General features: G+C 67.1%; 11 protein-coding genes. 4 read left to right on the top strand and 7 right to left on the bottom strand.

Going from position 1 to position 23,560, the window contains the following annotated elements:
- Position 1 precedes the first annotated feature (1 nt).
- Together IT350_20525 and IT350_20520 are read right to left on the bottom strand one after the other, a co-directional pair.
- Positions 2-1,147 carry an efflux RND transporter periplasmic adaptor subunit gene (locus tag IT350_20525; GenBank protein ID MCC6160450.1) on the bottom strand — a complete coding sequence of 382 codons (1,146 nt, stop codon included), beginning with the start codon at positions 1,145-1,147 and terminating at the stop codon, positions 2-4.
- Positions 1,148-1,249: 102 nt separating this feature from the next.
- A complete protein-coding gene (locus IT350_20520) occupies positions 1,250-7,438 on the bottom strand; it encodes a radical SAM protein (protein ID MCC6160449.1) in 6,189 nt (2,062 codons plus the stop codon).
- A gap of 249 nt (positions 7,439-7,687) precedes the next feature.
- On the opposite strand from IT350_20520, the gene IT350_20515 reads away from it, so the two are divergent.
- A complete protein-coding gene (locus tag IT350_20515) occupies positions 7,688-9,151 on the top strand; it encodes a glycosyltransferase family 39 protein (protein ID MCC6160448.1) in 1,464 nt (487 codons plus the stop codon).
- A gap of 150 nt (positions 9,152-9,301) precedes the next feature.
- The gene (locus IT350_20510; GenBank protein MCC6160447.1) at positions 9,302-10,573 is read left to right on the top strand and encodes a glycosyltransferase; all 1,272 of its coding nucleotides are present in this window, start codon (positions 9,302-9,304) and stop codon (positions 10,571-10,573) included.
- Here the strand turns inward: IT350_20510 and IT350_20505 are convergent.
- The 4 genes from IT350_20505 to IT350_20490 form a co-directional block, all read right to left on the bottom strand.
- Positions 10,570-12,702 carry a GAF domain-containing protein gene (locus IT350_20505; GenBank protein MCC6160446.1) on the bottom strand — a complete coding sequence of 711 codons (2,133 nt, stop codon included), beginning with the start codon at positions 12,700-12,702 and terminating at the stop codon, positions 10,570-10,572. The two genes, IT350_20510 and IT350_20505, sit on opposite strands and share 4 nt — an antisense overlap.
- 30 nt (positions 12,703-12,732) lie before the next feature.
- Entirely contained in the window at positions 12,733-17,472 is a 4,740-nt protein-coding gene (locus IT350_20500; protein MCC6160445.1) for a protein kinase, read from the bottom strand.
- Between the two features lie 103 nt (positions 17,473-17,575).
- Positions 17,576-18,361, bottom strand: a complete 786-nt coding sequence (locus IT350_20495) for an MOSC domain-containing protein (GenBank protein ID MCC6160444.1) — start codon at positions 18,359-18,361, stop codon at positions 17,576-17,578.
- An 83-nt stretch (positions 18,362-18,444) separates the two neighbouring features.
- Positions 18,445-20,367 carry a chitobiase/beta-hexosaminidase C-terminal domain-containing protein gene (locus IT350_20490; GenBank protein ID MCC6160443.1) on the bottom strand — a complete coding sequence of 641 codons (1,923 nt, stop codon included), beginning with the start codon at positions 20,365-20,367 and terminating at the stop codon, positions 18,445-18,447.
- 416 nt (positions 20,368-20,783) lie between these two features.
- Between IT350_20490 and IT350_20485 the strand changes: the two genes are divergently transcribed.
- A complete protein-coding gene (locus IT350_20485) occupies positions 20,784-22,139 on the top strand; it encodes a hypothetical protein (GenBank protein MCC6160442.1) in 1,356 nt (451 codons plus the stop codon).
- A 37-nt stretch (positions 22,140-22,176) separates the two neighbouring features.
- On the top strand, positions 22,177-22,878 hold the full coding sequence (locus tag IT350_20480) for a TrkA family potassium uptake protein (GenBank protein MCC6160441.1): 702 nt from the start codon (positions 22,177-22,179) through the stop codon (positions 22,876-22,878).
- A gap of 12 nt (positions 22,879-22,890) precedes the next feature.
- Here the strand turns inward: IT350_20480 and IT350_20475 are convergent, their stop codons facing one another.
- Positions 22,891-23,532 (bottom strand): hypothetical protein, encoded by a 642-nt coding sequence (locus IT350_20475; protein MCC6160440.1) that lies wholly within the window; start codon positions 23,530-23,532, stop codon positions 22,891-22,893.
- Positions 23,533-23,560: the final 28 nt, after the last annotated feature.

Below are 23,560 nucleotides of genomic sequence, written 5' to 3'. Positions count from 1 at the left end.
ATTATTTCGCCTTCGCCGCGTCCGGCGCGGACGGCGTGACCGCGTCCGGCATGGGCAGCGCCGCCCCGGTCAGGGCGTCCACGCGGCCGACAATCGCCACGTCGCCGCCGGGCCGCGATTTCATCGCGCCCTCGACGACCGCCTGCTCGCCCTCGACGAGGCCCTCGGTGATTTCCACGAAGCCGGGTTTGCGCGCGCCGATCTTGACGACCCGCTGCTCGGCCTTGTTTTCGGGCGTCGCGACGAAGACCATGTGCCGGTCCTGCGTCTGCACGATCGCGCCTTCGGGCACGATGAGCGCGCGCCGGCGCTCGCGAATGATCTTGACCGCGAGCAGCATGCCCGGGCGCAGCGCGCCGTCGTCGTTGGGGATCTCGGCGCGCACCGCGAAGGCTCGCGTCGCGGGGTCGACGCGCGTGTCCATGCCCGTGATGACGCCGTGAAACTCCCGGTCGCGATACGCCTCGGAGCGCGCGATGACGTCGAGGCCCGGCCGCGCGACGGCGATGTAGACCTCGGGCACCTGGAAGTCGAGCTTGATGCGGCTGATGTCGTCGAGTGTGGCCACCACCGTACCCGGCGCGACGAGTTGCCCCGGGCTCACGTTGCGCAGACCCACGACCCCGGCGAACGGCGCGCGGATCAGCCGGTCCGAGAGGCGCGCCTCGATGGCGCGCACGCGCGCGTCGGCCGCTTTGTAGCGCGCGGTCTGCGTCTGCACCTCGGTCTTGGCGACAAGATCCGCCGAGTCGAGCTTGGAAATGCGCTGATACTCCTTCGTCGCATCCTCGAGCCCGGCGAGCGCCTCCGAAAGCTGCGCCGATTCCTCGGCGCGCGTGAGCTCGGCGAGAATCGCCCCGGCCTTCACCTGCTCGCCGTCGTCGAAGTGCAGGCGACGCACGGTCTCGGTGACCTTGGCGGTGATGGCGACCGACTCGCGCGAGCGCGCGGTTCCCACGGCCTCGAGCTCGTCCACCCACTCCCCGGTTTTGGCCTCGGCGACCACGACCGGCGCGGGGCCGAACCCGCGCGGGCCGCCCGCGCCCGGACTCGCGGCGAAAAGCGAACGGTAAACGAACCACGCCCCGGCCGCGACGACGCAAAAAGCCACGAGCGCGGCGAACGGTTTTTGTCTGACGAAACGCATCATGTGCGCGACCCCGGGTTCATCGAAAAAGAGGGCGTATCAAACTCGAAAACGAAACGCGGGAAAAGGGGATCGGTCAGGTTCGGGCGCTGCGACCGAGCGTTACATTTCCCGAAACCCGCGTTCCGCCGGCTTCGCCACCGCTTCGCGCTCGTCGGGGGCGAGCTCCGCGAGTTCGCGAGCGGTTTTGTGGATCATGCCCAAATTGTCGCACGCCTTCATGCAGGCGATGGGCGCGAAGTAGGGATCGTCCTTGGGCTTCGAAATCGCGTTGCGGCGAAACTCGACGTACGCGGGCTTGGTCCAGATCGCGCGCAGGTCTTCGCCCTGAATGCTTCCCATCGGCATCTTCGTGCCCTTGCAACACGGGGCGACCTTGCCGTCGGTGCCGACGCGCGCGTAGGTCCAGCCGATGTTGCACGGCAGGTCGCGCACCGCTCCGGCGTCGTAATGTCCCGACTGCGCCTCGGCGCTCGTGATGCGCCGGTAGAACGCGCCGAAACCCAGCACCGACAGGAACTCGACTTTGATGTGGTGGCGGTCCTTGTCGATGGAGCAGCGCGGCCGCTCGGGGCACGCGCGGCACTCGTGCTCGGGGTATTTGAAAAACAGCGCGTTGTGCTCGACGTTGTCCTCGGTGATGTCGAGCCGCCACGCCTTGCGTTCGCACAGCACGTCGAAGCGCGAGATGTCGTCGAGCTCGTAGCGGAAATCGTGCGGCAAAATCTGGTACTTCACGAACCGCGCGAACTCTTTGCCCTCGCCGCCCGCGCCCGCCGAGCGCGGCGCCTGCGTGGGATCGAGCTCGAGGTAGTCGTCGCGGCGCGTCAGGCCGTCGAGCTGCGTCTTGATCCGGTCGCGGTCCTGCGCGGTGAGGCCCAGATGATCGGATCGGCCGGGCACGATGTCGATGGGCGTGAACTCGACGTGATCGACGAGGCTTTGCAGCGCGAACGTGATCATGTCGTCGATGCCGCCCGCGTTCGCGTGGTTGATGACGTTGTAGATTTTCACGTGCGGGCGCGTCTTGCCCAGGCGCTTCTTGATCGCGTGCAGTTCACGCAGCGCGTCGCGGATCTTGCCGATCGTCTTCGGTTTGGTGCCCGGGTGCGTGGCCGTATACGTCTCCTCGTTGCCCGCCCACACGCTCACGGTCAGGTTGTCGAGGCCCAGTTCCACCATGCGGCGCATGACCTTCTCGGTCAGCATCGTGCCGTTGGTGATGACGGTGCATTTCAGACCGCGCGACTTCACGCGTTCGAGCACCTTCAGAAAATCCGGGTGCAGCAGCGGATCGCCCGCGCCCGAGAGCTGCACCATCTTCGCGCCGGTCGCCGCCGCCTCGTCGATGGTCTCGAGCACGCGCGCGGTCGGCAGCGTGCGTTTGAACATCTCGCCGGTCCAGCGCGCGTCGCCCATCTCGAAGCCGTGATTCCAGCAGCCCACGCAGTTGAGGTTGCAGCGATTCGTCAGGTCGATTTCCAGGATGCGCGGGCCGCAATAGACCCGCTCGCCCGACATCACGCCCGACAAATGCAACCGCTCCTCGACGAATTCGCGCGTGACGGCGCGGGGTTCCTCGTGGGAGTGTCCATTGCCGTTTTCGTGGGCATGTCCGTTGCCGTTCGCGCGGCCGTTGTCGCCCGGCTTTTCGGCAACGGCGCGCGACGACGCGATACCCGCGCCCGCGCCCGGCAGGCACGCCGACGAACCCGAGGCCGCGATCGCCGCGTCGCGCTCGGCGGCGGCGAAGCTTGCGCGGTCGTAGGTGCGGTCCATGATCTCGGCGGCCGTGGGCCGCGCCGCGCCGGGTTGGTACGCGTCCGATCGGCCGAAGTCCTCGGCGAGCGTCGGCACCTTGATCGACGATCCATCGCCGTAATCGCCGGGGTCGAAGCTGCCCAGGTTGTTCGCGAGTTCGAGCAGCCGCGCGAAGCGTTGCTCGGGCCCGAGGCCCCCCGCGCGCACCGCCTTCGCGAGATCGAGCTGCTTGCCCTCGGTCAAGTTCGTTTCCAAACACTCCTTGCCCAGCCGCTGCACGAGCGCGAGCACGCGTCGGATGCGGTCGTTGCGCTCCTCGATCGAAAGACCGTTCCCGTCGGTCCACAGGTAGTGGTAGTCGTCGCGCGGCAGCGTCATGCCCATGCGCCCCGCCTGCACGTGCAGGTCGGTGCCGGTGATGATGACGCACGCGTTGATCGACTTGATCTGATCGATGTAGGGCGCGTTGCGCTCGATCATCTCGAGCGTCATCTGGAAGTCTTCTTCGGTTTCGCCCGGGAAGCCGACGATGCAGAACATGCACGTCTTGATCCCGGCCGCCTTGGCGTCGCGGAACACTTGTCCCGCCGACTCGACGGTGAAGAGTTTTTCTTTGTTCATGTATTTGAGCACGCGGTCGGAGCCGACCTCGAGGCCGAGCTGCAATTCGAAGCATCCCGCCGCGCGCAGCTTGCGTAACAGTTCCGGCGTCAGGTTTTTCATCGGGGCTGCCTCGGCGTTCCAGCGCACGGGCAGCTTCGACTCGATGATCAAGTCGCACAGTTCGTGAAGCACCTTGGGACGGCCGTTGAGGATGTTGTCCGACACGGTGAAGCTGGCGAACCCGAGCACTTCGACGTGGTGCTTCAATTCGTCGAAGATGTGCTTCGCCGATCGGCTGCGATACTTGCCCGCGAGATCCTTGCCCTTGCAGTACAGGCAGCTTGCGATGCAGCCGCGCGACCATTCGAGCACCAGCGAATTGCCGTGATACTCGCGCATGTTGAAATGCGCGTAGCTGGGAAAGGGCACCGAGTCGAGATCGCGGATCGGTCCGCGCGGCACGAGTTCCTGCTTCCCCTCGGTGTCGAGCGTGATGACGCCGGGGATGCCGCGCAGGGGCTCGCCCGCGTTCACCGCGCGCACGCAGTCGAGTAGCGTCTCCTCGCCCTCGCCGACCACGTAGCCGTCGATCCACCGGCCCGCACGCTCGAAAAAGATGGTGCGGTAATCGGGCGTGAAGATCGCCGGCCCGCCGAGCAGGATCTTCACGTCGGGGTTTTTTCGGCGCACGGCGTCGATCACGGCGACGGTGACGCGCTCCTTGGGATCGACGACGGAAAAGCCGATGAGCTTCGGATCCGCGGCCAGGATTTCATCCGCTGCCTTTTCGATCTTGTCGGCGAGGCCCCACGCGAGGACCTCCCACGTCTCGTCGTTCGACCAGAAATTCTTGTTCTCGACGTGCCACAGCAGCTTCTGGTTCTCGGGCGCTTCGTTGTACCAGCGCGCGTTGTAGTCGAGCACCTTCGTGGGGTGCCCGCGGCTGTCCAGATACGTCGCCAGCACCGCCGGGCCCACGGGAGGATTCGTGAAGCCCCACGGCGGCATGTTCACGATCACGCACTCGATGTCGCGGCCCACGCGCTTGGCGATACGCTCGCGGATGCGCCCCTCGTCGCGACGGAACTTGCTGCCGGGCGATACGAACCAGTCGTAGTTGAATTTGAAATCGAGCCCGCCGATCCAGACCGCCATCTCTTTCAGGCGCGTCTCGCGGTAGTTCTCGTTGTTGTAGCCCATGTACGACCAGGATCGCGCGTGATCCTTGGGCGGCAACAGCACCTGATACTTCGCGGGCGCGCGTTCGATCTTCGCGTGCGGCAGCACCTCGCACGCCGTCACCGTGTCCACGTAATCGCACCAAGGCTCGATTTTCCGCATCCATGCGAGGTTCGTGTAGAAATCCTCGTAGGTTTCGCCGGGGAAACCGATCATGACGCTCACGTGCGTCTCGAGGCCGGCTTCGTGCGCGTCGCGCAGATTCTTCAGCGCCACCTGCGCCGTGTAGGTCTTGTTCATCAGACGCAGCACGTTGTCGGCGAAATTCTCGACGCCGAACCGCACGCGCCGAAATCCCGCCGCCTTCATCTTGTCGAACAGTTCGCGCGTGCTGCGTTCGTCGGGCGCAAACGACGCGCCGAGCGCGATCGGCAGTTTCGCCGCCGCCAGCAGGTCGCACAGCTCGAAGAGCGGCTTGGGATCGCCGTTGTTGAGGATGAGGTCGGTGAATTCGAATTCGCGCGCGCCGTGGTCGCGGAACGCGCCTTCGATCTCGGCGAATACCCGCGCCGGGTTGCGCCGCCGCGCCGGCCCTTCGGCGGGCTGCTCCGCGCAAAATGCGCACCGATGCACGCACCCGCGGCTCATGCGAACGCCCAGCACCGGTCCGTACATCTCGGGCCGCAGTTCGCGGTAATCGGGCGAGGGCAGGTCGGCGAGCGGCTTGATGGGCTCGCGCGGCATGAAGTGGCGCTCGCCGCCCGGTTTCGCGAAACGCACGCCGCGCAGCGTGCCGAGATCCGCGTTGTGAACGAGGCGCGAAACGAGATCGGCGAGCGACGCCTCGACCTCGCCCGCCACCATGAATTCGCACAGTGCGTCGGGGAACAGATTGCGCTCGGCGGCGATCGACGTGGTCGGTCCGAAGAGCGCGACGCGCACGCCGGGTGACTTGCGTTTGAGGGCTTCGATCACCACGCGCGTGACCATCGCGTTCGCGCGGTGCACGTAGAGCGCGACGATCCCCGTTCCCGGCGCGAGCAGTCGGTCGGCCATCGTCTCGGCGTTCAGACCGAGCGACGGCATGATCTCGCCGAGCCGCTCGGGGTCGGCCCAGGTCTCGCGCACGCCGGGCTGCCACCAGGCGCGGTGATCGTCGCTCGCGGCGCGAAACGCCTCGATGTTCAGATCGACGCACGTCGCCTCGATGCCCGCGCGCTCGCGCAGGTACGCCGAGGAACTGACGAGTTCGTAGGGCGGCGAGTCCGTACCGGCGGGCGGGGCGATGGCGAGCACCACGTCGATGCGGCGCGCGGCGTGCAGGCGGTCCTCGCCCTCGAAGTGGTAGTTCGTCTGGCGGATCGGCACGTTGTTCGCGCGCAGCATGTCGACCATCCAGCCGAGCCATACCATGCGCTGCTCGAAGGTGTTGGCGCCGTCGAGCGTGCGCCACGAAACCTCGTCCCACTGCGGGTCGCTCGCGGGCGCGATGCCGAACTTGTCGCGATGGTCATGGAGCGTCGAGTATTCGAGCAGGTTGCACGTGTTGCACACGCACACCTCGTCGATGACGCCGACGTGCTCCTGGACGAAGGCGATGGATTCGCGCACGGTTTCGTCCGTCTCGCCGGGGAAACCCACGACGAGGTTGATCCACAGCGTGATGCCCGCGTCCTTGATGTCGCGCATCAGGCGACGCGCGGTGTCGAGCTTGAAGCCCTTGGCCATGCGTTTGACGACCCGCGCCGATCCGCTTTCGAGACCGAGTGTGAGCGTGTGGCAGCCCGCCGCGTGCATGTTTTGCAGGATCGAGGGGAGGAACGCGTCGGAGACGATGATGTTTGCGTTCCACCGGATCGCGCCCGACGCCGGGCCGAAGTGCCCGTTGACGAGCGTGCACAGCCGGTCGATCTCGGTGACGTTGTAGTTGAGCTGCAGGTCGTTGAACGAAAAATCGCGGATACCGAGCACCTCGACGTGGTGGCGGATTTCGTCGAACACCGACTCGGCCGAGCGCCCGCGGAACTTGCCCATCAGCACGCGGTCGTTGCAAAACAGGCAGTGGCTTTTGCAGCCGCGGCTGGTGACGACGGGCAGATTCGGCGTGGTGTAGGCGTTGAGGTCGAAGTCGGCGAACGAAGGGAACGGGAACTCGGCGAGGTTCGCCACATCGCGCGCCGCCGTTTCGCGCAGCGCGCCGTCGCGCCAGAGCACGAGGCCGGGAACCTCGTCGAAGGGCCGTCCGTCGCGCACCGCGCGCAGGAACTCCACCAGCGTCGCCTCGCCCTCGGGGCCGATCACGAACGCGTCGACGAGACCGCTCTGAAACGAGCGTCGCGACGTGTCGGAGTACACGCCCATGCCGCCGACGATAACGATCGCGTTGGGTCGCGCTCGGCGCAGCGCGCGGATCACGTCCTGCGTGGTCAGGCGATTGTCGGAGTGGCACGAGAAACCGTACACGCGCGCATCGGCCTCGATGAGGGTCGCGATGCCGGCCTCGAGCGCGGGGGCGTGGCGTTTCCACAGATCCGGGAATTTCGTCGGCCAGACCCATTGTTCCTTGTGGTCCATCTCCCATTCACCGGGATCGACCGCCGCGCGAAAGACGTCGATATTCAAGTCGAGCACATTCGCGGTAAATCCGTTCGCGCGCGCCGACTCGACCAGCGACGCCAGCGACAGCGGCGGCATCTCCGGCCCGTAGGGCGGGCACATCGCCAGCAGAATGTCCGTGCGCGCGCTCAACACTCGCTCTTCTCCCCCTTGTGAACCCCGCGTGATCGGAACAGGTCACAGTAGGCAAAGCCCGATGCGCGTTCAAGAGGGCAAAGCGCACCGATCCCGACCGTGCCCGCGCGGCGCGTCCGCGAGCGTCTATTTTGGGCCCACGCACGTCCGGCGCGGATGTTCCCCATCATATTTCGTGGCGGATGTTCCCCCTCTCGTCTTGTGTTAGTAACGAGTCTCCCGAGATTCCCGCGACCCGAGGCCGCCATGTCCGCCGATGCCCCCTCCGCAGGCTCCGATCCGGAACGCCCGCGGGACGCACACGCGTTGCGGGCGACGGCGATCGCGGCGATGGGCGCCGCGACGCTTTCGCTCGTCACGCTCGCCCGGCTCGCGTTGTGGCCGTATCCGCTCGAAAATTTCGAGGGCGGGTGCGTGTGGGCCGCGCGGCTTTGGACCGCGGGGCAGCCGCTTTATGTCGAACCGCACGGGCCGCTGCTGCCTATTTTCAACTATCCGCCGCTCTACGCGGGGATTCTGCGCCTCGCCGACAGCGCCGCGCATCCCTTTCTCGCGGGACGCCTGGTGAGCCTCGCGGCGGTCATCGCGATCGCCGTCCTGGCCGCGATGCTCGCCCGCCGATCCGCGAACGCGCGCGCGGTGTGGATCGCCGCCGCCGTGTTCCTGATCGTGCCCGAAACCGCGCGGCTGGGAGCGCTGGTGCGCGTCGATGCCCTCGCCTCGGCGCTCTCCCTCGCCGCTCTCGTCGTCGGGGCCGTCGAATCGCCGTCGCGCCGAAGGCTCGCGCTCGCGGCGCTGCTCGGCGTCGCGGCGTGGATGACGAAACAAACGGCGATCGCGGGTCCGCTTGCGCTCGGTCTCTGGTGGGTGGTGTGTGAACGTCGCCGCGCGCTCGTGTTCGGCGCGATGTACGCGGCGGGGCTCGGCGTCGCGATCGCGGCGTGCGAATGGGCGAGCGGCGTGTTCCTGCAAAACATCCTCGGATTTTCCGTCACGCCTTTCGCGTGGGGACGCCTCGCGTATTACGCCGGCGGCTACATCCGCCTCGACACCGCGCCGCACCTGCTCGCCCTCGCGGGATTCGCTCTCGCGCTCGCCGCGCGCACCGAAGACGGGCGCGTCGCACCGCTCGCGATCTACGCGGCGGTGACCGCCGCGAGCCTCGTCGCGCTCGGCAAGGAAGGTTCGAGTCACCTTTACATGTTCGAGTTTCACGCCGCGTGCGCGGCGGGCGTCGCGGTGGGACTCGACCGCGCACGGGGCGGAGGCGCGTCGCGCGGCGCGATGGTCGCCGCCGCGGCGTTCGCGTTGCTCTTGATCGCGTCGATTCCCTCGGTCAGCCCTACGCGCAACGTTCCGGCGAGCGACGCCGCCGACCGCATGCTGGTCGAGGCGCTGCGCGCGAGGCCCGGTCCGGCGATCCTCGAAAACTCCGGCTACGCCCTTGTCGCGGGAACCGATGCGCCCGATCTCGTCAATCCTTATCTCGCGCACAAACTCTTCGCGCGCGGGCTTTTTGACGAGCGGCCCTGGCTCGAACGCGTTCGCGACCGGCGGTATGCGCTCATCGTGCTGGAAAGTCCGCCGAGCGCGCCATCGGTTGTCACGCGCGAGCGGTTTTCGGACGAATTCCTGCGCGCGGTGGCCGAAAACTACGCCCCCGCCGGGCGCGCCGGGGCGTATGTGGTGTGCGTGCCGCGCGAAAACTGACGTGTGGCCCGGCCGCCCTCGGCCGGGTCCGAGCGGCTTCATCGCGGGCGGGGGCGCCCGCGCCACAATTCGGACGTCTTGCGCCACACGTCGCCTTGCCCGCGCGGGGATGTTGTGGCTAATGTCGCCGCGATCTGGAGAGTTGCTGCCGTGAATGCCGAATCGATCGAACTGTCCGTCGTGATCCCGACCCGAAATGAGGCGGGCAATATCGCCGCCGCGGTGCGCGAGACGACGCGCGTGTGCGAGCGCATGGGCGCGCGCTTCGAGGTGGTCGTGGTCGACGCGGGCAGCGCCGACGGCACGGGGCAAATTGCGGCCGAGGCGGGCGCACGCGTCGTCACCCAGGTACGGCCCGGTTACGGCGGCGCGATCGTGGACGGATTCGAGACGGCGCACGGCGAGTTCGTGCTGACGATGGACGCGGACCTGTCACATCCGCCCGAGTTCATTCCGCGGCTGTGGCGCGAGCGCGACGGCGCGGACCTCGTCATCGCGAGCCGCTACGTGCCCGGCGGATTCGCCGAGATGCCGTTTGACCGCTATCTGCTCTCGAAGGTGCTCAACGCATTCTTTTCGATCACCCTCGCGTTCCCCGTGCGCGACCAGAGCAGCGGATTCCGCCTCTATCGCCGCGACGCGGTGCCGCTCGGCGACCTGACCGGCGCGGACTTCAGCCTGCTTCAGGATTTGCTGATCCGCATGCACAACGCCGGGCGGCGTATCCGCGAGGTTCCGTTCTACTACCGCCCGCGCGTGGCGGGATCGAGCAACGCGCGCGTCTTCGCGTTCGGCATCTCGTATCTGCGCACGTTCGCGCGTCACTGGCGCCGCCGCCACGGGCCCGACGCCGCGGACTGCGAGTTTCGCGGCGCATCGAGCCTCAATCCCGTGCGCCGCGCGCTATTGGCAAAACGCTACGCGACGATCCGCGAGGCCGTGGACGGGTGTGAGAAAATTCTGATCGCGGGATCGGGCTCGTCGGTCTTCGCCGCGACCTATCCGGGCGTGACGGCCCTCGATCTGAACGAAGCCAAGGTCCGCTTTTTGGCCGGGCGCGGTGCGAACGCCGTGTGCGCCGACGCGCGGGCGATGCCGTTCGCCGACGGCGCGTTCGACGCGGTCGTCGCCACGTGGATGGTCGCGATGGCGTCGGGGCGCGGCGCGCTCGCCGAGTGCGCCCGCGTGCTCGCCCCCGGCGGCGTATTCGTCGTGCACGTGCCCGACGCGCGCGGCCTCACCTGGCGGATGATCGCGGCGCTGCGCGCCTGGACGCCGCTGCGCGTGACGATGCCGGACGACATGGCCGCGCCGGATATCGACGCGCTCGCGCGCGAACTCGACGGTTTCGGAGTCCGCGTGGAACGCACCGCCTCGCTGCTCGGCGTCGAGTGCATCCTCGTCGGGCGGAGGTCCGGTTAGCCGGGCGATGCGGCGCGGGCGCGTTCGCGCACCACGGCGATCAGCGACGCGACCGTCTTCAGCAGCCGGATCTGGTGGTCGGTCCACGTGAGCGGCTCGCGCACCGAATCGAATCCCATGAATCCCGTCACGTCGTCGAGTGTCCTGATCGGGATGCACAGGATCGAGCGAATGCCCTCACGCTCGAATTCGAGGCGTTCGTTGGCCGCCTCGGGAGGGAGCTCCGCCACCACCGGGACATGGAAGACCTCCCCCGCGTGGATGCGGCGGACGAGATAGGCGAAGTCGTCCGACGCCAGGTTCTGCAGATCGGCGATATGCGGGGTCACGTCCGGGGCGCACCATTCGTGCGTGTTCGAAAATCGCCGACCGCCGTCCGCGAAGTCGAAGAGATAAGCCCGGTCCACGACCGCGAACTCGCCGATCTCCCCGAGCGCGATCTCGATCGCGGCATCAACATCGGCGCTCGCCGCGCCGCAAAAGCGCGTCGTGATGCCGATGATGAGGTCCTCGAACCGGATGCTGGCCTGCAACTCGCGCTCGACCTTCCGGCGCGTCCATGACTCGAGGGCGAGCGCGATGAGGTCGCCGACCGAGGCCGCGAAGCTCTCCTCCTCCACGGTCCACCGGCGCGGAGCCCCGACGTGCTCGTGGCACACCACGCCCAGCAGCTTTCCGCCGCCGCGGATCGGGCAATCCATCGTCGAGGCGATTCCGTAGCGCGGAAAATAGTCGGCGGCAAACTCGCGCGTGCGCGGGTCGGCCAGTGCGTCGTGCGCGGTGATGAGGCGGTCTTCCAGCAGGTGGCGGAAATAAGTCGGGTGTCTTGCCTGCGCGAACTCCTCGCCGGACGTGTGCCTGCCCGTCGCGGCGTCGTACCGCTCGCGGCAAACGAGCGAATTCCTCTCCTCGTTGAAAAACCGGATGCCCATGCGCCGAACGCCGAGCGTTGCCGCGGATATCGCCGACACCTCGCGAAAGAGCGCGTCGAGGTCGTCGAAGCGCGTGGCGACGAGCTTCGTCAGGTCCATGAGCGTGGACTGATGCGACATCAGCCGCTCGCGGCTCTCGCGCACGGCGATCTCCATGCGTCGCCGCGCGGTGACGTCGCGGATCGTCTGCACCGCGCCGTTGATGCGACCGCCCGGGTCGCGCGTCGGCCGCGCGCGGATCGCCAGATACGCGCCGCCGGGACGCAGGTTCGGAAAGTGGATCTCGGTGACGATCGACTCGCCGTCGCGCACGACATTTTCCATTTCCTCGCCCGCGTCGTCGGTGCTGCGCAGCGCGAGGTCGATCGGCATGGGCCGGCGCACCCCGTAAAACGGCACGGAGCTGGCGTATTCGCCGCGCCCCATCACGGCGGAAGACCCGACGCCGGTGAGTTCGGCCATCGCGCGGTTCCACGCGATGACGCGTCCCTTGCGGTCCACGGCGAGCATGGCTTCGGGCAGAAAATCGATCACCTCCGCGAACCGCCGTTCCGACTCCCGCATCCCCTTTTCGGCGGCGTCCTTGCGATGCAGCTCGACCTGCAGCGTCTCGAACAGGCGCGCGTTGTCGAGCGCGACCGACGCGAGCTGAGCGAACCCGGCGAGCAGGCGTTCGTCGTCGTCGCCGAATCGTCCTTCCTCGTCGCCGCAGTGGAAGAGCGTGAGCACGCCCGTCACGAACTGGCCGTTGGCGAGCAGCGGCACGGCGATCGCGCTGCGCACCACGACATCGCCCGTGTCCTGGCTGCGCCCCTCCCAGGTTTCGTAGTCGTGCACGCATTCCGCGCGGCCCGACAAGATGGCCGCGCCGCTGACGCCCTGATATGGGAGACGCATGCCCACGACGGTTTCCATGATGCCCTTGCCGACGAGCACGCGGATGCCGTCGTCGCCTTCCTTTGCGCCGTAGTAGGCGTGCGCGGCGCCCATCAGCAGGCAGGCGTGGTCGAGCATGGCCGCGAGCAGTTCGTTCACATCTCGTCGGCCCAGCAGCATGGCGGCGGCGTCGGCGACGACGGACAAAAAGACGTCGGTGCGCTCGCGCCAGTTGGTCGAAGACCTCGCGGCGTTAAGCTGCGCGCGCAGATCCTCGATGGTCGCGATCCAGTGCGATCGCGAGCCCGGTTCGTCGGTCATGGCGTCCTCTCCGAAACACACAGGTTCATTTCAATTCCAGGTTTCCAGCATCGTCGGCGCGCTCATGCGCGGCGCGGTGTCCCAATGCGCCGGCAGCGGCAATCGGGATTCGCCCACCCCGCGCGACGCGAGATCGATGCGCAGCCTCGTGAATTCCGCCGAGTATTCGTTTCGCGGTCCGATCCTTTGTTTTTCCAGCAGGTCGAGGACGCGGCGGTATTCGCGGACGGCGGCGGCGACGGTCTCGGGGTCGTCCGGGCCTCCCGCCGCCAGCGCCGCGCGCCCGATCACGGCATGATACACCAGCCGAACGAGCGGGAGATCCCCCGAGGCGAGCAGGTGCTCGACCTGGGCGAGGGACTCCCCCGCGCGGTCCAACTCTTCCGCCGCGATCCGCATCGCCGCGAGGCGGCAGTGCGTGAACGCAAGGTGCTCGCGCTCGCCCGCCTCGGCGAGAATGTCCGCGGCCGCGAGGAGTTCCGAGCGCGCCTCGTCGATCCTGCCCAGCTCGAACAACTGCTGCCCGCGATAGGATTGGGCGACGGCCGAATACCGTTTCGCGTCCGCGCCGCCGAATCGCGCGACGGCGGCGTCGATGTGCGCGAGCGCCGATTCGAGCCGATTCGCGTACTGGTCGCACAGGCCGAGGTTGAGCTGCACGATCGCGCCGCCGACGGCGTCCTCGACCTCGTCGTGAATCTCCATGGCCGGGAGGAACGCGTCGCGCGCCTCGTCGAGACGACCGCGGTCGTATTCGACCATCCCGATGTTGTTGTGCGCACGGCCCTCGCCGTGCAGGTCGCCCACCTCGCGCGCGAGCGCCAGCGCGCGGCGGAAGTACCCCTCGGCCCGGTCGATATCCCCGAACTGACGATGGGCGAGACCGAGGTTTTTGACCGCGTACGCCTCCTCGCGGCGGTAATGGATCTGCCGGAACAGCCGGATCGCGGTCTCGATGCTCGCGATCGCCTCGGGGACGCGGCCCGAGTCGAGGTGGTGCATCCCGATGTTGTTGTGAACGCGCCCCAGCTCGCGCTTTTCGTCGATCTCCTCGAAGAGCGCCTGCGCCGCGCGGTAGTGTTCCATCTCTTCCGCCGGCCGGCCCAGCTCTCCGTACACCACGGCGAGCCCGTTCTCCGCCTTGCCCTCGTAACGCCGCTGGCCGCATTCGCGCAGAATTTCGAGGGCGTCGTGCAGGTACGCGATCGCCTCGGGGATCCGCCCCTGAATCCGGCGCACCACGGCGAGGCGCTCGAACGCGATGCCGCGCTTCACGCGGTGCGCGGGCCGATCGCCGAGCAGGGCGAGGATCTGCTCGAGCGTCTGCTCGCGCTGCGCGGTGCGGCCGAGCAGGCCGAGGCTCGCCTCGCGCGCCTCGAGCATTTCGAGCTGGCGCGCCTCGATCCCGCCCGACGGGGGGCATTCGCCGATCCACGCGAGGACGCGGTCGGTCCACTCCACGCACTCCTCGTGCTGTCCGTGCCGACGCAGCGTTCGCAGCGCCTCGCAACCCCACGTGATCGCGCGTTCCAACCGGCCGCACGCCGCCCAGTGCGACGCGACGACGCTCTCGACGAAGATATCGCGGCGCTCGGGGCGCGTTTCCAGGTACTCGGCGGCGATGCGATGCACGCGCGCGCGTACCGGGGCGAGCACCGCCTGATAAACGGTTTCGCGCACGATGATCTCGCGAAAGCGGTATCGGTCGTATCGCCCGGGATCCTCGCGCACGAGCAGGCCGCGGGCTTCCAGATCGCCGAGGATCGCCCGGGGGTCGCCCACGTGCCCGATTTTCGTCGCGACGTGCGCGAACGCGTCGGCGACGAAGGACGCGCCGAGCACGGCGGCGATGTGCAGCGCGCGCTTGGGCTCGGGGCCGAGGCGATCGACGCGGGCGAGGGCCAGATCGATGGCCGTCGCGGGCAGGGCCAGCCCCACCTGCGGACTCGTGAATCGCCATCGCCCGTTTTCGCAGACGAGATCGCCGTTTTCGCGGATCGCGCGGATGAGTTCGAGCAACAGATACGGATTGCCGCCGGACCTCTCCAGAATCCCCGCGCGCACACGCCGCCAGGTCAGGTCGTAACGCGACAGGAAACCGCGCGTTTCCTCGCGCACCGTGCCGGGATCGCCGCGCCGCGCGTCGACGGGCGACTCGGTGCGATCCTCGAGGCCGGGGAGCAGGGCGCGAAGCAGGTCGCGCGCCGACTCTTCGCCGAGCGGGGTGAGCCGGATGCGCTCCCTCGTGGCGTAGTGCGCGTGCGGATTCGGTCCGTGACCGGGCGCGTCGTCGCCGCCCCGTTCGAGTCCGACGACGAAAATTCCCTGCCTCACGTCGCAGTTTTGCAGCACGAACTCGAGCGCCCGGCGCGACGCGGCGTCGAGCCACTGCATGTCCTCGAAGACGAGCAGCAGAGGCCGATGCGACCACGCCAGCGCACGCACGAAGTTACGCAGCGCGATGAACCACTCGGTCTCGTCGGCTTCCTCGGCCGGCCAGGTCAACGTGGTGTAGAGACGCGTCGCGGCGGCAAGCGACGCGAGAATCGGCACCGATTCCTCGAACGCCGTTCGTGAGCGCGTGTCGGCGACGTCGTTCGCGACGGCGAGCAGGGCGACTTTCCAGCCATCGTCGTCGTCCTCCGGCACCCCGAGAAATCCCGCGAGCAGCGTCGTCCACGCCGCGAAGGGCCGCGGATCGTGGGCATGCGCGAAGGCACGCAGAACGAGCGGGGGATCCTCGGCGATGGCGGCGATGAACTCCTCGACGAGACGGGTCTTGCCGGAACCCGCCTCGCCGCCGACTTCCAGAATGTGGTGCACCGCGCCGCCGCGTCGATTGCGGTCGGTGCGGGCGCGAATGAGGTCCCACGCCGCGCGCAGCAATGCGAGTTCGTCATCGCGGCCGACCAGCGGCGGCGCCGCCGCCCCCTTTGCTCCGGCGACGGACGCCAGCGCCCAGGGGGCATGCCCGGCGGGCACGAACAGATCGCCGGCGCGATCCTGCGCGGGCGTCGCCCAGCGAAAGCGGTCGCGGCAGGCTTCGTGAACGCGCGCGGAGACGACGATCTCGTTCGCGTCGGCCAGCGCGCACATCGCGCGGGTGGCCTCGATCGGTTCGCCCTCGACGACGACGTGCCGGTCCGAACGCCATTCGCACACCGCCTGACCGGCGCCGATGCCCACACGCAGCTCCAGCGCGCCGGGCGAGTGCGAGATGCCCGACAGATGCCGCGCCACCTCGACGAGTTCGAGCGAACACGCGACGGCCCGCGCGGCGGCGTCCTCGATGTTCGAGGCGAGACCCCACACGGCGATGAGACGCGATTCGGACCATGGCGTCGTCGCCGCGCCGCGTCCGTGCAGGACGCGCTCGATCACGCGCCGCATGTGCGCGTGAAGGTCGTCGGATCGCGCCTCCGATGCGGCGCCGGACTCGGCGATCCGATAACAGATCGCGGCGATGACGCCGTCGCGCACCTCGCCGTCGGCGGTGCCGGTTTCCTCGATGGGCGACTCCACCAAAAGATCGGAAAGCCGCGCGAGATCCATCGGATCGAGGCGGACCGCGTCGTCGGGACCCGCCGCACCGGGGGCGACGATGGGCGCGCGGGAATGAGTGGAAAGACCCGAGGGCCGTGAGGAATTGCCGAAGGGCTGTGTGGAAATACCCGGGGGCGCCGTTTCGAGTCCGGCGAAATCCGGGACTGGAATCCCGGCGGCCGGCATCGATTCGCGGGACGCGATCCCCGGCGAGGTGTCGAAATCCGTCGACCAGGTCGTCGATCGGCCCGCCCCGGCGGGAGGCGCGAGTCCCGGCGCGGGCGTGCCCATCCAGGTCCCCCCCTCGCGCACCACGCGGCGGAGGAAATCTCCGAGCACTGTGGCGTCGGCCCCGCCGCCATGAATGCGGCGCAGCATCTCGATCTGCGCGAGCATGTCGCCGGAATTGGCGAACCTGCGTTCGGGCTGCACGGCGAGCAGGCGGTCCACCACCGTTTCGACCTCGGCGGGCACCGACGGATTGGCCGTGCGGACGGGCTCGTACTCGCCTTTGCGGATCTTCTCGAACACGCCCCAGGGAACCGGTTCCGTGGCGAACGCCTTCTTGCCGGTGAGCACCTCGTAGAACACCGCGCCCAGGATGAACTGGTCGGCCCGCTGGTCCACCGGCCGGGCCGCGATCGCCTCGGGCGGCATGTAGAACACCTTGCCGCGCAACGCGCCCGAGTCGCTGTGGTGCGCCTGCGTGGCCGAGCGCGCGATCCCGAAGTCGCTGATCTTGACCTCGCCCTCGTCCGAAATCAGCACGTTGTTGGGGTCGAGATCGCGATGGATGAGCGCGAGAGGACGTCCCTCGTCGTCGCGCTTGCGGTGCGCGTAGTCGAGTCCCCTGCAGACTTGCGACATGACGAACAGGGCGATGTCGAGCGGCGCGGTCCGCCCGCGATTCGCGCAGGCGGTGAGAAGCGCCCGAAGCGTGCAGCCCTCGACGTACTCCATGACGAGAAAAATATCCTCGCCGTCCACGCCGAAGTCGAAGACCTGCACGATGTTCGAGTGCGTGAGCTGGGCGACGAGCTTCGCCTCGTCCACGAAGAGCGCCACGTCGTTGGGGCTCTCGATCAGGTGCGGAAGGACGAGCTTGACGGCGAAGGTCTTCTGGAACCGCGCCGCGCCGGCCATGCGCCCGAGATACACCTCGGCCATGCCGCCTCGCCCCAAGCGGCGAAGCAGCTCGTATTTGCCTCCGACGATGCGATTGCCCATGCGTTCGCGCCCCCGCGTACCCACGCGCGGAGAGGAAACGCAGGGTTACACCCGAAAGCGGATGTTCGACAAGGAGATGGGAAATTCGCCGATTCGCACAGCCTCAGATGCGGACGTCGTCCCCCGTGCACACCGCATCGCCGTCCGCGTAAGCGAAATACTTCCCGAAAACCGGCCCCCCGCGCAGCGCGGGCTTGCGATACGACGCCAGCGTACGCAGCGGCTCGTCGGCCCGTTCGGCGGTCTCCTGATTCGTCGTCGTCACGACGCACCGCGCGCACCGGATCATGCCCCGCAGGGTCACGTCGCCGATCCGGATCTTTTTCCAGTCATCCTCGGCATAGGGGGCGCAACCCTCGACCACGATGTTCGGGCGGAAGCGGTCCATCGGGAGCGGCGTTTCGAGTCGGGCGTTGAGATCGCCCAGCGACGCCGACGACACAACGAGCACGGAGCCCAGATCGGCAAACGCGACGGGCGCGCGCGTCACACGGCTGGACATGCGCGATCCCGTGGGATCGACCCGCACGAGCCGCGCGGGTTCGCCGAGCAGCTCGGTGAACCACTGGGCCGCCGCCGCGCCTTCGTCGATCGCGTCCACGCGGTCCAGGCGGATTCGCGCCTTGCGCCGCACCTTGCCCGCGGCCTCCGGCGCGATGCGCAGCGTGCCCAGGGCATCCTCGCCGACCGTCAGCGCGCCGTCTTTGTCGAGCGCCGTATTGACGAGGCACAGGCGCGGATGCCTGGCCTGCGCGATCATGTCGCCGCCGGGGGTCACGACCATCCACGCGCGGTCGTTCGTGGGACCGAAGGGACCGAAAGTCATCCGCTCCACGCGAATGCCCCGGCAGCTTTTGATGGGATGGATGAACAGATCCGACACGCGCATGATCGCCTCCGTCCGCGCAGGGTCCAAACGACCGGGGGACCGACGCACGCCGGTCCCCCGATTCGGATGGGCGACAAGCGATCTTACAACGTCGTGTCGTAGATACGGAAGTTGTTCGCCTCGAAGGTGCCGTTGGACGAACCCTCGGTCACGAACTTCGCGCCGCTCATGTCGCTCGGGTCGCCGAGCCCGTCGTGGAAGGTCTGGAGATCCGAACAGGCCGAGAGCGCGCCGTTGATGAAGACCGAATACGACTCGTTGGACCGGTCGACGCGCACGTCGATCGCGTACCAGTCGTTGATCGTGAATCCCGTTTGGCAGGTGACCCAGTCGCCGGCGCCGCCGTTTTGCGCCATGTCGAAGGCCTCGATGTTGCCTTCGCGGAAGTACACGATGGTTCGCCAGGGCTGGTTCGGGTCTTCGTAATAGTAGCTGCCGAAGCCGCCGACCTGACCGGCTCGCAGACGCATGTCGAATTGGAACCCGATCTGGTCGGGCCACGGGAAGGCGCCGTCCACCAGCAGACTCGCGTAGCTGTCGCCCTCGGGGCAGGCGAAATTGATGTCCACCATGCGCACGACCTTGCCGCCGGGCACCGTGGTGATGGTTTCGATCGTCGGGATTGTGCAGCTCCACGGATCGGTGAAGCTGTACCAGGGGTAACCGGGCGCCATGCCGGTCAGCCATGGCTCGAAGTCGTCCCAGTATAGGATCTCGTAGCTGCGCGTCTCTTCGGCGGTCTGGTGCCCCGCCTGATCGACGGCGAAAAAACGCACGTCGGTCGTGCGCGGCAATTCGATCGTGACGGGCGATTCGGCCGAGTAGGTGCCGGGATCGCCGATGACGGGCGGCGTGCCGTTGACGGTGTAGTAGATGGTCGCGGGCTCGGCGAGGTTGTCGGGGCAATCGAGCGTCACTTCCAGCGGACCGATCGACTGGGGCGGGTAAGGCCCGTTGTAAACACCCTCGACGGGAGTGGCGTCGCAGACCGGCGCGTCGAAATCGAAGATGTAGATCTCTTCCTTGAGGAACTCCTGGTTGTCGGAATCGTCCACCGCGAAGAACCGGAGCGTGGTGTTGGCGCCCACATCCTCGATGGTCACCGGGCTGTTGCCCGACAGCGTGTCGGGATTGCCGATGCCCGGCGCGCCGCCGTCGGTGCGGTAGTAGATCGTCGGCACCGGGTCGTCGTTGTCGGTGGACGTGAGCGTGATGTCGATGGGCGCGGCGAACACGCCGCCGGGCGGAACCGCCACGGTATTCGGCGCGTTGAGATCGAACACGTACTCCTCGGTCTTCATGTCCTCTTCGTGGCCGAATTCGTCCACCGCGAAAAATTTCAGCGTGAAGTTGTCGAATTGCGAGCCCAGGTCCACGGAACTGTCGCCGACCTCGGTGTCGGGATCTCCGATGGCCGGATCGCCGCCGTCGGTGCGGTAGTAAATCGTCGGCGCGTCGTCCGTGTCGTCCGTCGATGTGAGAACCACGTCGACGGCGATGTTGTAGAACCCTCCGGGCTCGTCCGCGGTCGTCTCCGGCGCTTCGGTGTCGATCACGTATTCTTCGGTGTTCACATCCTCCTGGATGTCGTCTTCATCCACCGCGAAGAACTGAAGCGTCGTGTTTTCCGTGAAAGGCGTGAGTTCGAGCGGGCTGAGACCGGACTGCGTGTCGGGCGCTCCCACCAACGGCAGCGATCCGTCCGTGGTGTAAAAGATGGTGGGATTCGTCGTCGTGTCGTCGACCGCGGTCAGCGTCACGGTCACCGAGTCGCCGTAGATATCGCCCTCGGGATCCGCCGTGGTGACCGGCGCACCGCTGGTGTCGTCGTCATCGAGGTCGTCGTCGGATGTATCGTCGTCGGTGTCGTCGTCCGTGTCGTCGTCGGGGGCTTTCGCCTTGCCGCCGTCGTCGTCGTCGTCCCCGCATCCACAATCGCATCCGAGAGGTACGAATGCCGCCGCCAGGACCAAGGCCACGGCCAATGCACGAGAGAAGAACTTCATCGCTCTCTCCGCTCCGTCCCGAATTTCGTGCGTCGGGCACAGACAAGCACCCCCGACGACGGGCGGCCCGACCATGCGCCCCTGCATTGCTCGATAGGAATCCTAGCATGGTTTCATTCCGCGAGTACAGCCTTTTCTGACCGGATCGCCATTTTGGTTTTATCCTCCACTCCCGAACAGCCGATCGGCAGGAAATTGCGGTTCGAGCCGGTATTCCGCGGTCTCTGTTCGGCTTGGAATCATGGGGTTGTCGAAGAAATTTGTATGGAATATCACCATTGTGATGACCGACATTCAATTTTGGTCAGTCTCACTTGCTCTTTCCGCGGGATCTCGGGCGACCATTTGCATTGACGCCGCGCCCGGGTCGGGTTAGGGGTTAACCGGTTTTTTCAGCCATTGGGAGTCCATCGTCCGTGCGATATCGTCCGGCTCTTCAGGTCGTCATCACATTCGCCGCGGCGATCCTCCTGGGCACGATCGGGCTTCGTTTTTTCGGGTTCACCGACCTGATGACGCGCCCGCCGTGGCTCATCGCGGCCTTCACCGCGACCAGCGCCGTGTGCGTGACGGGGCTTTCGATCATCGACATCGGCCGCGAACTCTCGGGCGTCGGTCAGGTCCTGCTGCTCCTGCTCATCCAGATCGGCGGCCTCGGCGTTCTCACGCTTTCGAACTGGATTCTGCTGTTTCTGCGCGGCCGCGTGACACTCCACGGCGGGCTCATCATGCGCGACACGATGGGCGACGTGGCACAGGTTTCGCCGGGCATGTTTCTGAAGCGGATCGTGGCGTTCACCGCGGCGGCCGAAGCCGTGGGCGCCGCGCTGCTGTTCACACGCTTCGTGTGGGACCACGACGTGGACAACGCCCTTTGGATGGCCGTCTTCCACTCGGTGTCCGCGTTCTGCAACGCGGGCTTCGGATTGCTGTCCGACAATCTCATCTCGTATCGGGGCGACTGGCTGGTCAACGCGACGATCATGGCGCTGATTGTGCTGGGCGGTATCGGCTACGTGGTCGCCGTCGAAATCGGCGGCTGGATACTGACGCGCCATCGCCGCGGCAAACGATGGAACCTGTCGTTGCACTCCCGCATCGTCCTTTCTACCACGGCGGTGCTGATTTTCGGCGGCGCGGCGATCATCCTGGTCATGGAGTGGTACGGCCCGGCATTCCAGATGCCCTGGCACGAGAAGATCCTCTCGGCGACATTTCTCTCGGTCACATCGCGCACCGCCGGGTTCAACACCGTGGACACGGGCCAGCTCACCAACGCAACGCTCCTGCTCGTCATCTTCCTCATGTTCATCGGCGCGTCGCCCGCCTCGACCGGCGGCGGCGTAAAAACCACCACCGCGGTGATCATCGTCAATCTCGTGCGTTCGTGGATCAACAACCGCCCACGCGTCGAAGTCGGGGGACGCAGCATCCCCCACGCGCAGGTGTCGAAGGCGCTCGCCGTGGCCGCGCTTCAGGCGTCGATCGCGTTCACCGGCGTGCTGCTCCTGCAATTGACCGAGTTCGCGGCGATTCCCCACGCCGAGAGCCGGGGGTATTTTCTCGGGCACCTGTTCGAAGTCATCAGCGCGATCGGGACGGTCGGTCTCTCCACGGGCCTGACGCCGTATTTCACGCCCTCGGGGCATTGCGTGCTCATTCTCATGATGTTTGTCGGGCGCGTCGGACCGCTCGTGCTGGCGTCGTCGATCATCGGCGAAAAGCCCGAGTGGGCGTATGTGTATCCGGAAGAGGAAGTGCTGACGGGCTGACGGCGCGCGGCGCGCGTTCGCGGCGAAATGAGGATCCATGTCGAACGGCAACAAATCTTTCGCGGTTTTCGGCCTCTCGCGATTCGGCTACCGAATGGCGCAGTCGCTCTACGAGGCCGGATATTCGGTGCTCGCGTGCGACCAGGACGAAAACCTCGTCAAGCGCGTCTCGCCCCACGTCACGCGCGCCGTATGCGCCAACGTGACCGACTGGGACGTGATGTTCCGGCTCGGGTTCTTCAACGTGCAGACCGCCATCGCCGCGATGCGACGCTCCTTCGACGTCGCCGTGCTGCTCGTCAATCAGCTCAAGAAGCACAGCAATGTCGAGCAGATCATCGCGCAGGCCGACACCGAGGAAAAAGCCGAGGCGCTCGCCGAACTCGGCGCGCACATCGTCGTGTTTCCCGAGCGCGACACCGCCGATCACCTCTTTCGGCGCATCACGCGGCCCAACCTGGTCGACAATATCCCGCTGTCCGCCGACGCCGAGATCATCGAATTTCCCGTACCCGCCGCGTGGAACGGGAAGTCGCTCGTCGATCTTCGCCTGCGCAACCAGTACGAGATCTACGTAATCGGCATCAAACTGCGCACGGCCGAGGGCGTCGTCGTCGAGACGCAGATCACGCCGCCGCCGGGCCAGCCGCTGCGCGCGGGCGACACGATGCTGCTGCTCGGCAAAACGATCAATCTGCGCACCTTTGTCGCCGAAAACGCGCCGGAGCAGGTGCGATAGCGCCGCCGCGGCCTAGGGTCTCTTCGCGTTGAGCTTGAACGCCGTCGAAACCGCGAGCGCGATCCACAGAAGATCGTACAGGCCGAAGACCCCGCCGAGATTTTCGACGAGCGAGGCGAAGACCTTCGACGAGAAGTACGTCACCTGCACGGCGACTTCGGGCCCGACCTCTTCGGTCACGAGCGCCTTGAGAGCGGCGACGAAGCCGATGTACTTGCCGATCGCGATGCCGGCGAGGCTCGCGATCACGGCCACCGCCTGCAGCGCCGCGCCGCCTTCCCGCCCCGATCCGTAGAAGACCGCGAGTCCGCACAGGAGACCGACACCCCACGCCACGAAGCCGATCTCGTGCTGCGTGGTGATGGCGATGAGACCCCAGACGATGCCGGAGATCACCGCCGCGCCCGCGCCCAGCATCGCCGCGAGCAGGATGTTGCCCGAACCCTGGGCCGTGATCGGCCGTGACGACACCGATCCCCCGACCTGACTGTGAACCGAATGGACGATGGTCGCCGCCTGATCGTGCGCCATGCCCTGCGCGCCGAGCTCCGCGACGATCGCGTCATCGGACTTGCCGACTTCGATCATCCCCCGCACCATCTGATACACTTGGGTGAGCGGCATGCGCTCCCCCGACGCCACGTGTGTCGCCATGAGGCACTCCCTCCCGATGGAAAACCCG

It is taken from the genome of Deltaproteobacteria bacterium (assembly GCA_020845895.1).
In the GTDB taxonomy this organism is placed as follows: domain Bacteria; phylum Lernaellota; class Lernaellaia; order JACKCT01; family JACKCT01; genus JADLEX01.
The sequence above is the reverse complement of the archived record's forward strand: the minus strand, read 5'-3'. Positions and strand labels throughout refer to the sequence as shown.

What these genes read in the sequence shown, in the direction of transcription:
- IT350_20505 (MCC6160446.1), bottom strand. Translation starts at nt 12,702, where the DNA reads ATGACCGACGAACCGGGCTCGCGATCGCACTGGATCGCGACCATCGAG.
- IT350_20515 (MCC6160448.1), top strand. Translation starts at nt 7,688, where the DNA reads ATGTCCGCCGATGCCCCCTCCGCAGGCTCCGATCCGGAACGCCCGCGG.
- IT350_20500 (MCC6160445.1), bottom strand. Translation starts at nt 17,472, where the DNA reads ATGGGCAATCGCATCGTCGGAGGCAAATACGAGCTGCTTCGCCGCTTG.
- IT350_20490 (MCC6160443.1), bottom strand. Translation starts at nt 20,367, where the DNA reads ATGAAGTTCTTCTCTCGTGCATTGGCCGTGGCCTTGGTCCTGGCGGCG.
- IT350_20475 (MCC6160440.1), bottom strand. Translation starts at nt 23,532, where the DNA reads ATGGCGACACACGTGGCGTCGGGGGAGCGCATGCCGCTCACCCAAGTG.
- IT350_20525 (MCC6160450.1), bottom strand. Translation starts at nt 1,147, where the DNA reads ATGCGTTTCGTCAGACAAAAACCGTTCGCCGCGCTCGTGGCTTTTTGC.
- IT350_20495 (MCC6160444.1), bottom strand. Translation starts at nt 18,361, where the DNA reads ATGCGCGTGTCGGATCTGTTCATCCATCCCATCAAAAGCTGCCGGGGC.
- IT350_20480 (MCC6160441.1), top strand. Translation starts at nt 22,177, where the DNA reads ATGTCGAACGGCAACAAATCTTTCGCGGTTTTCGGCCTCTCGCGATTC.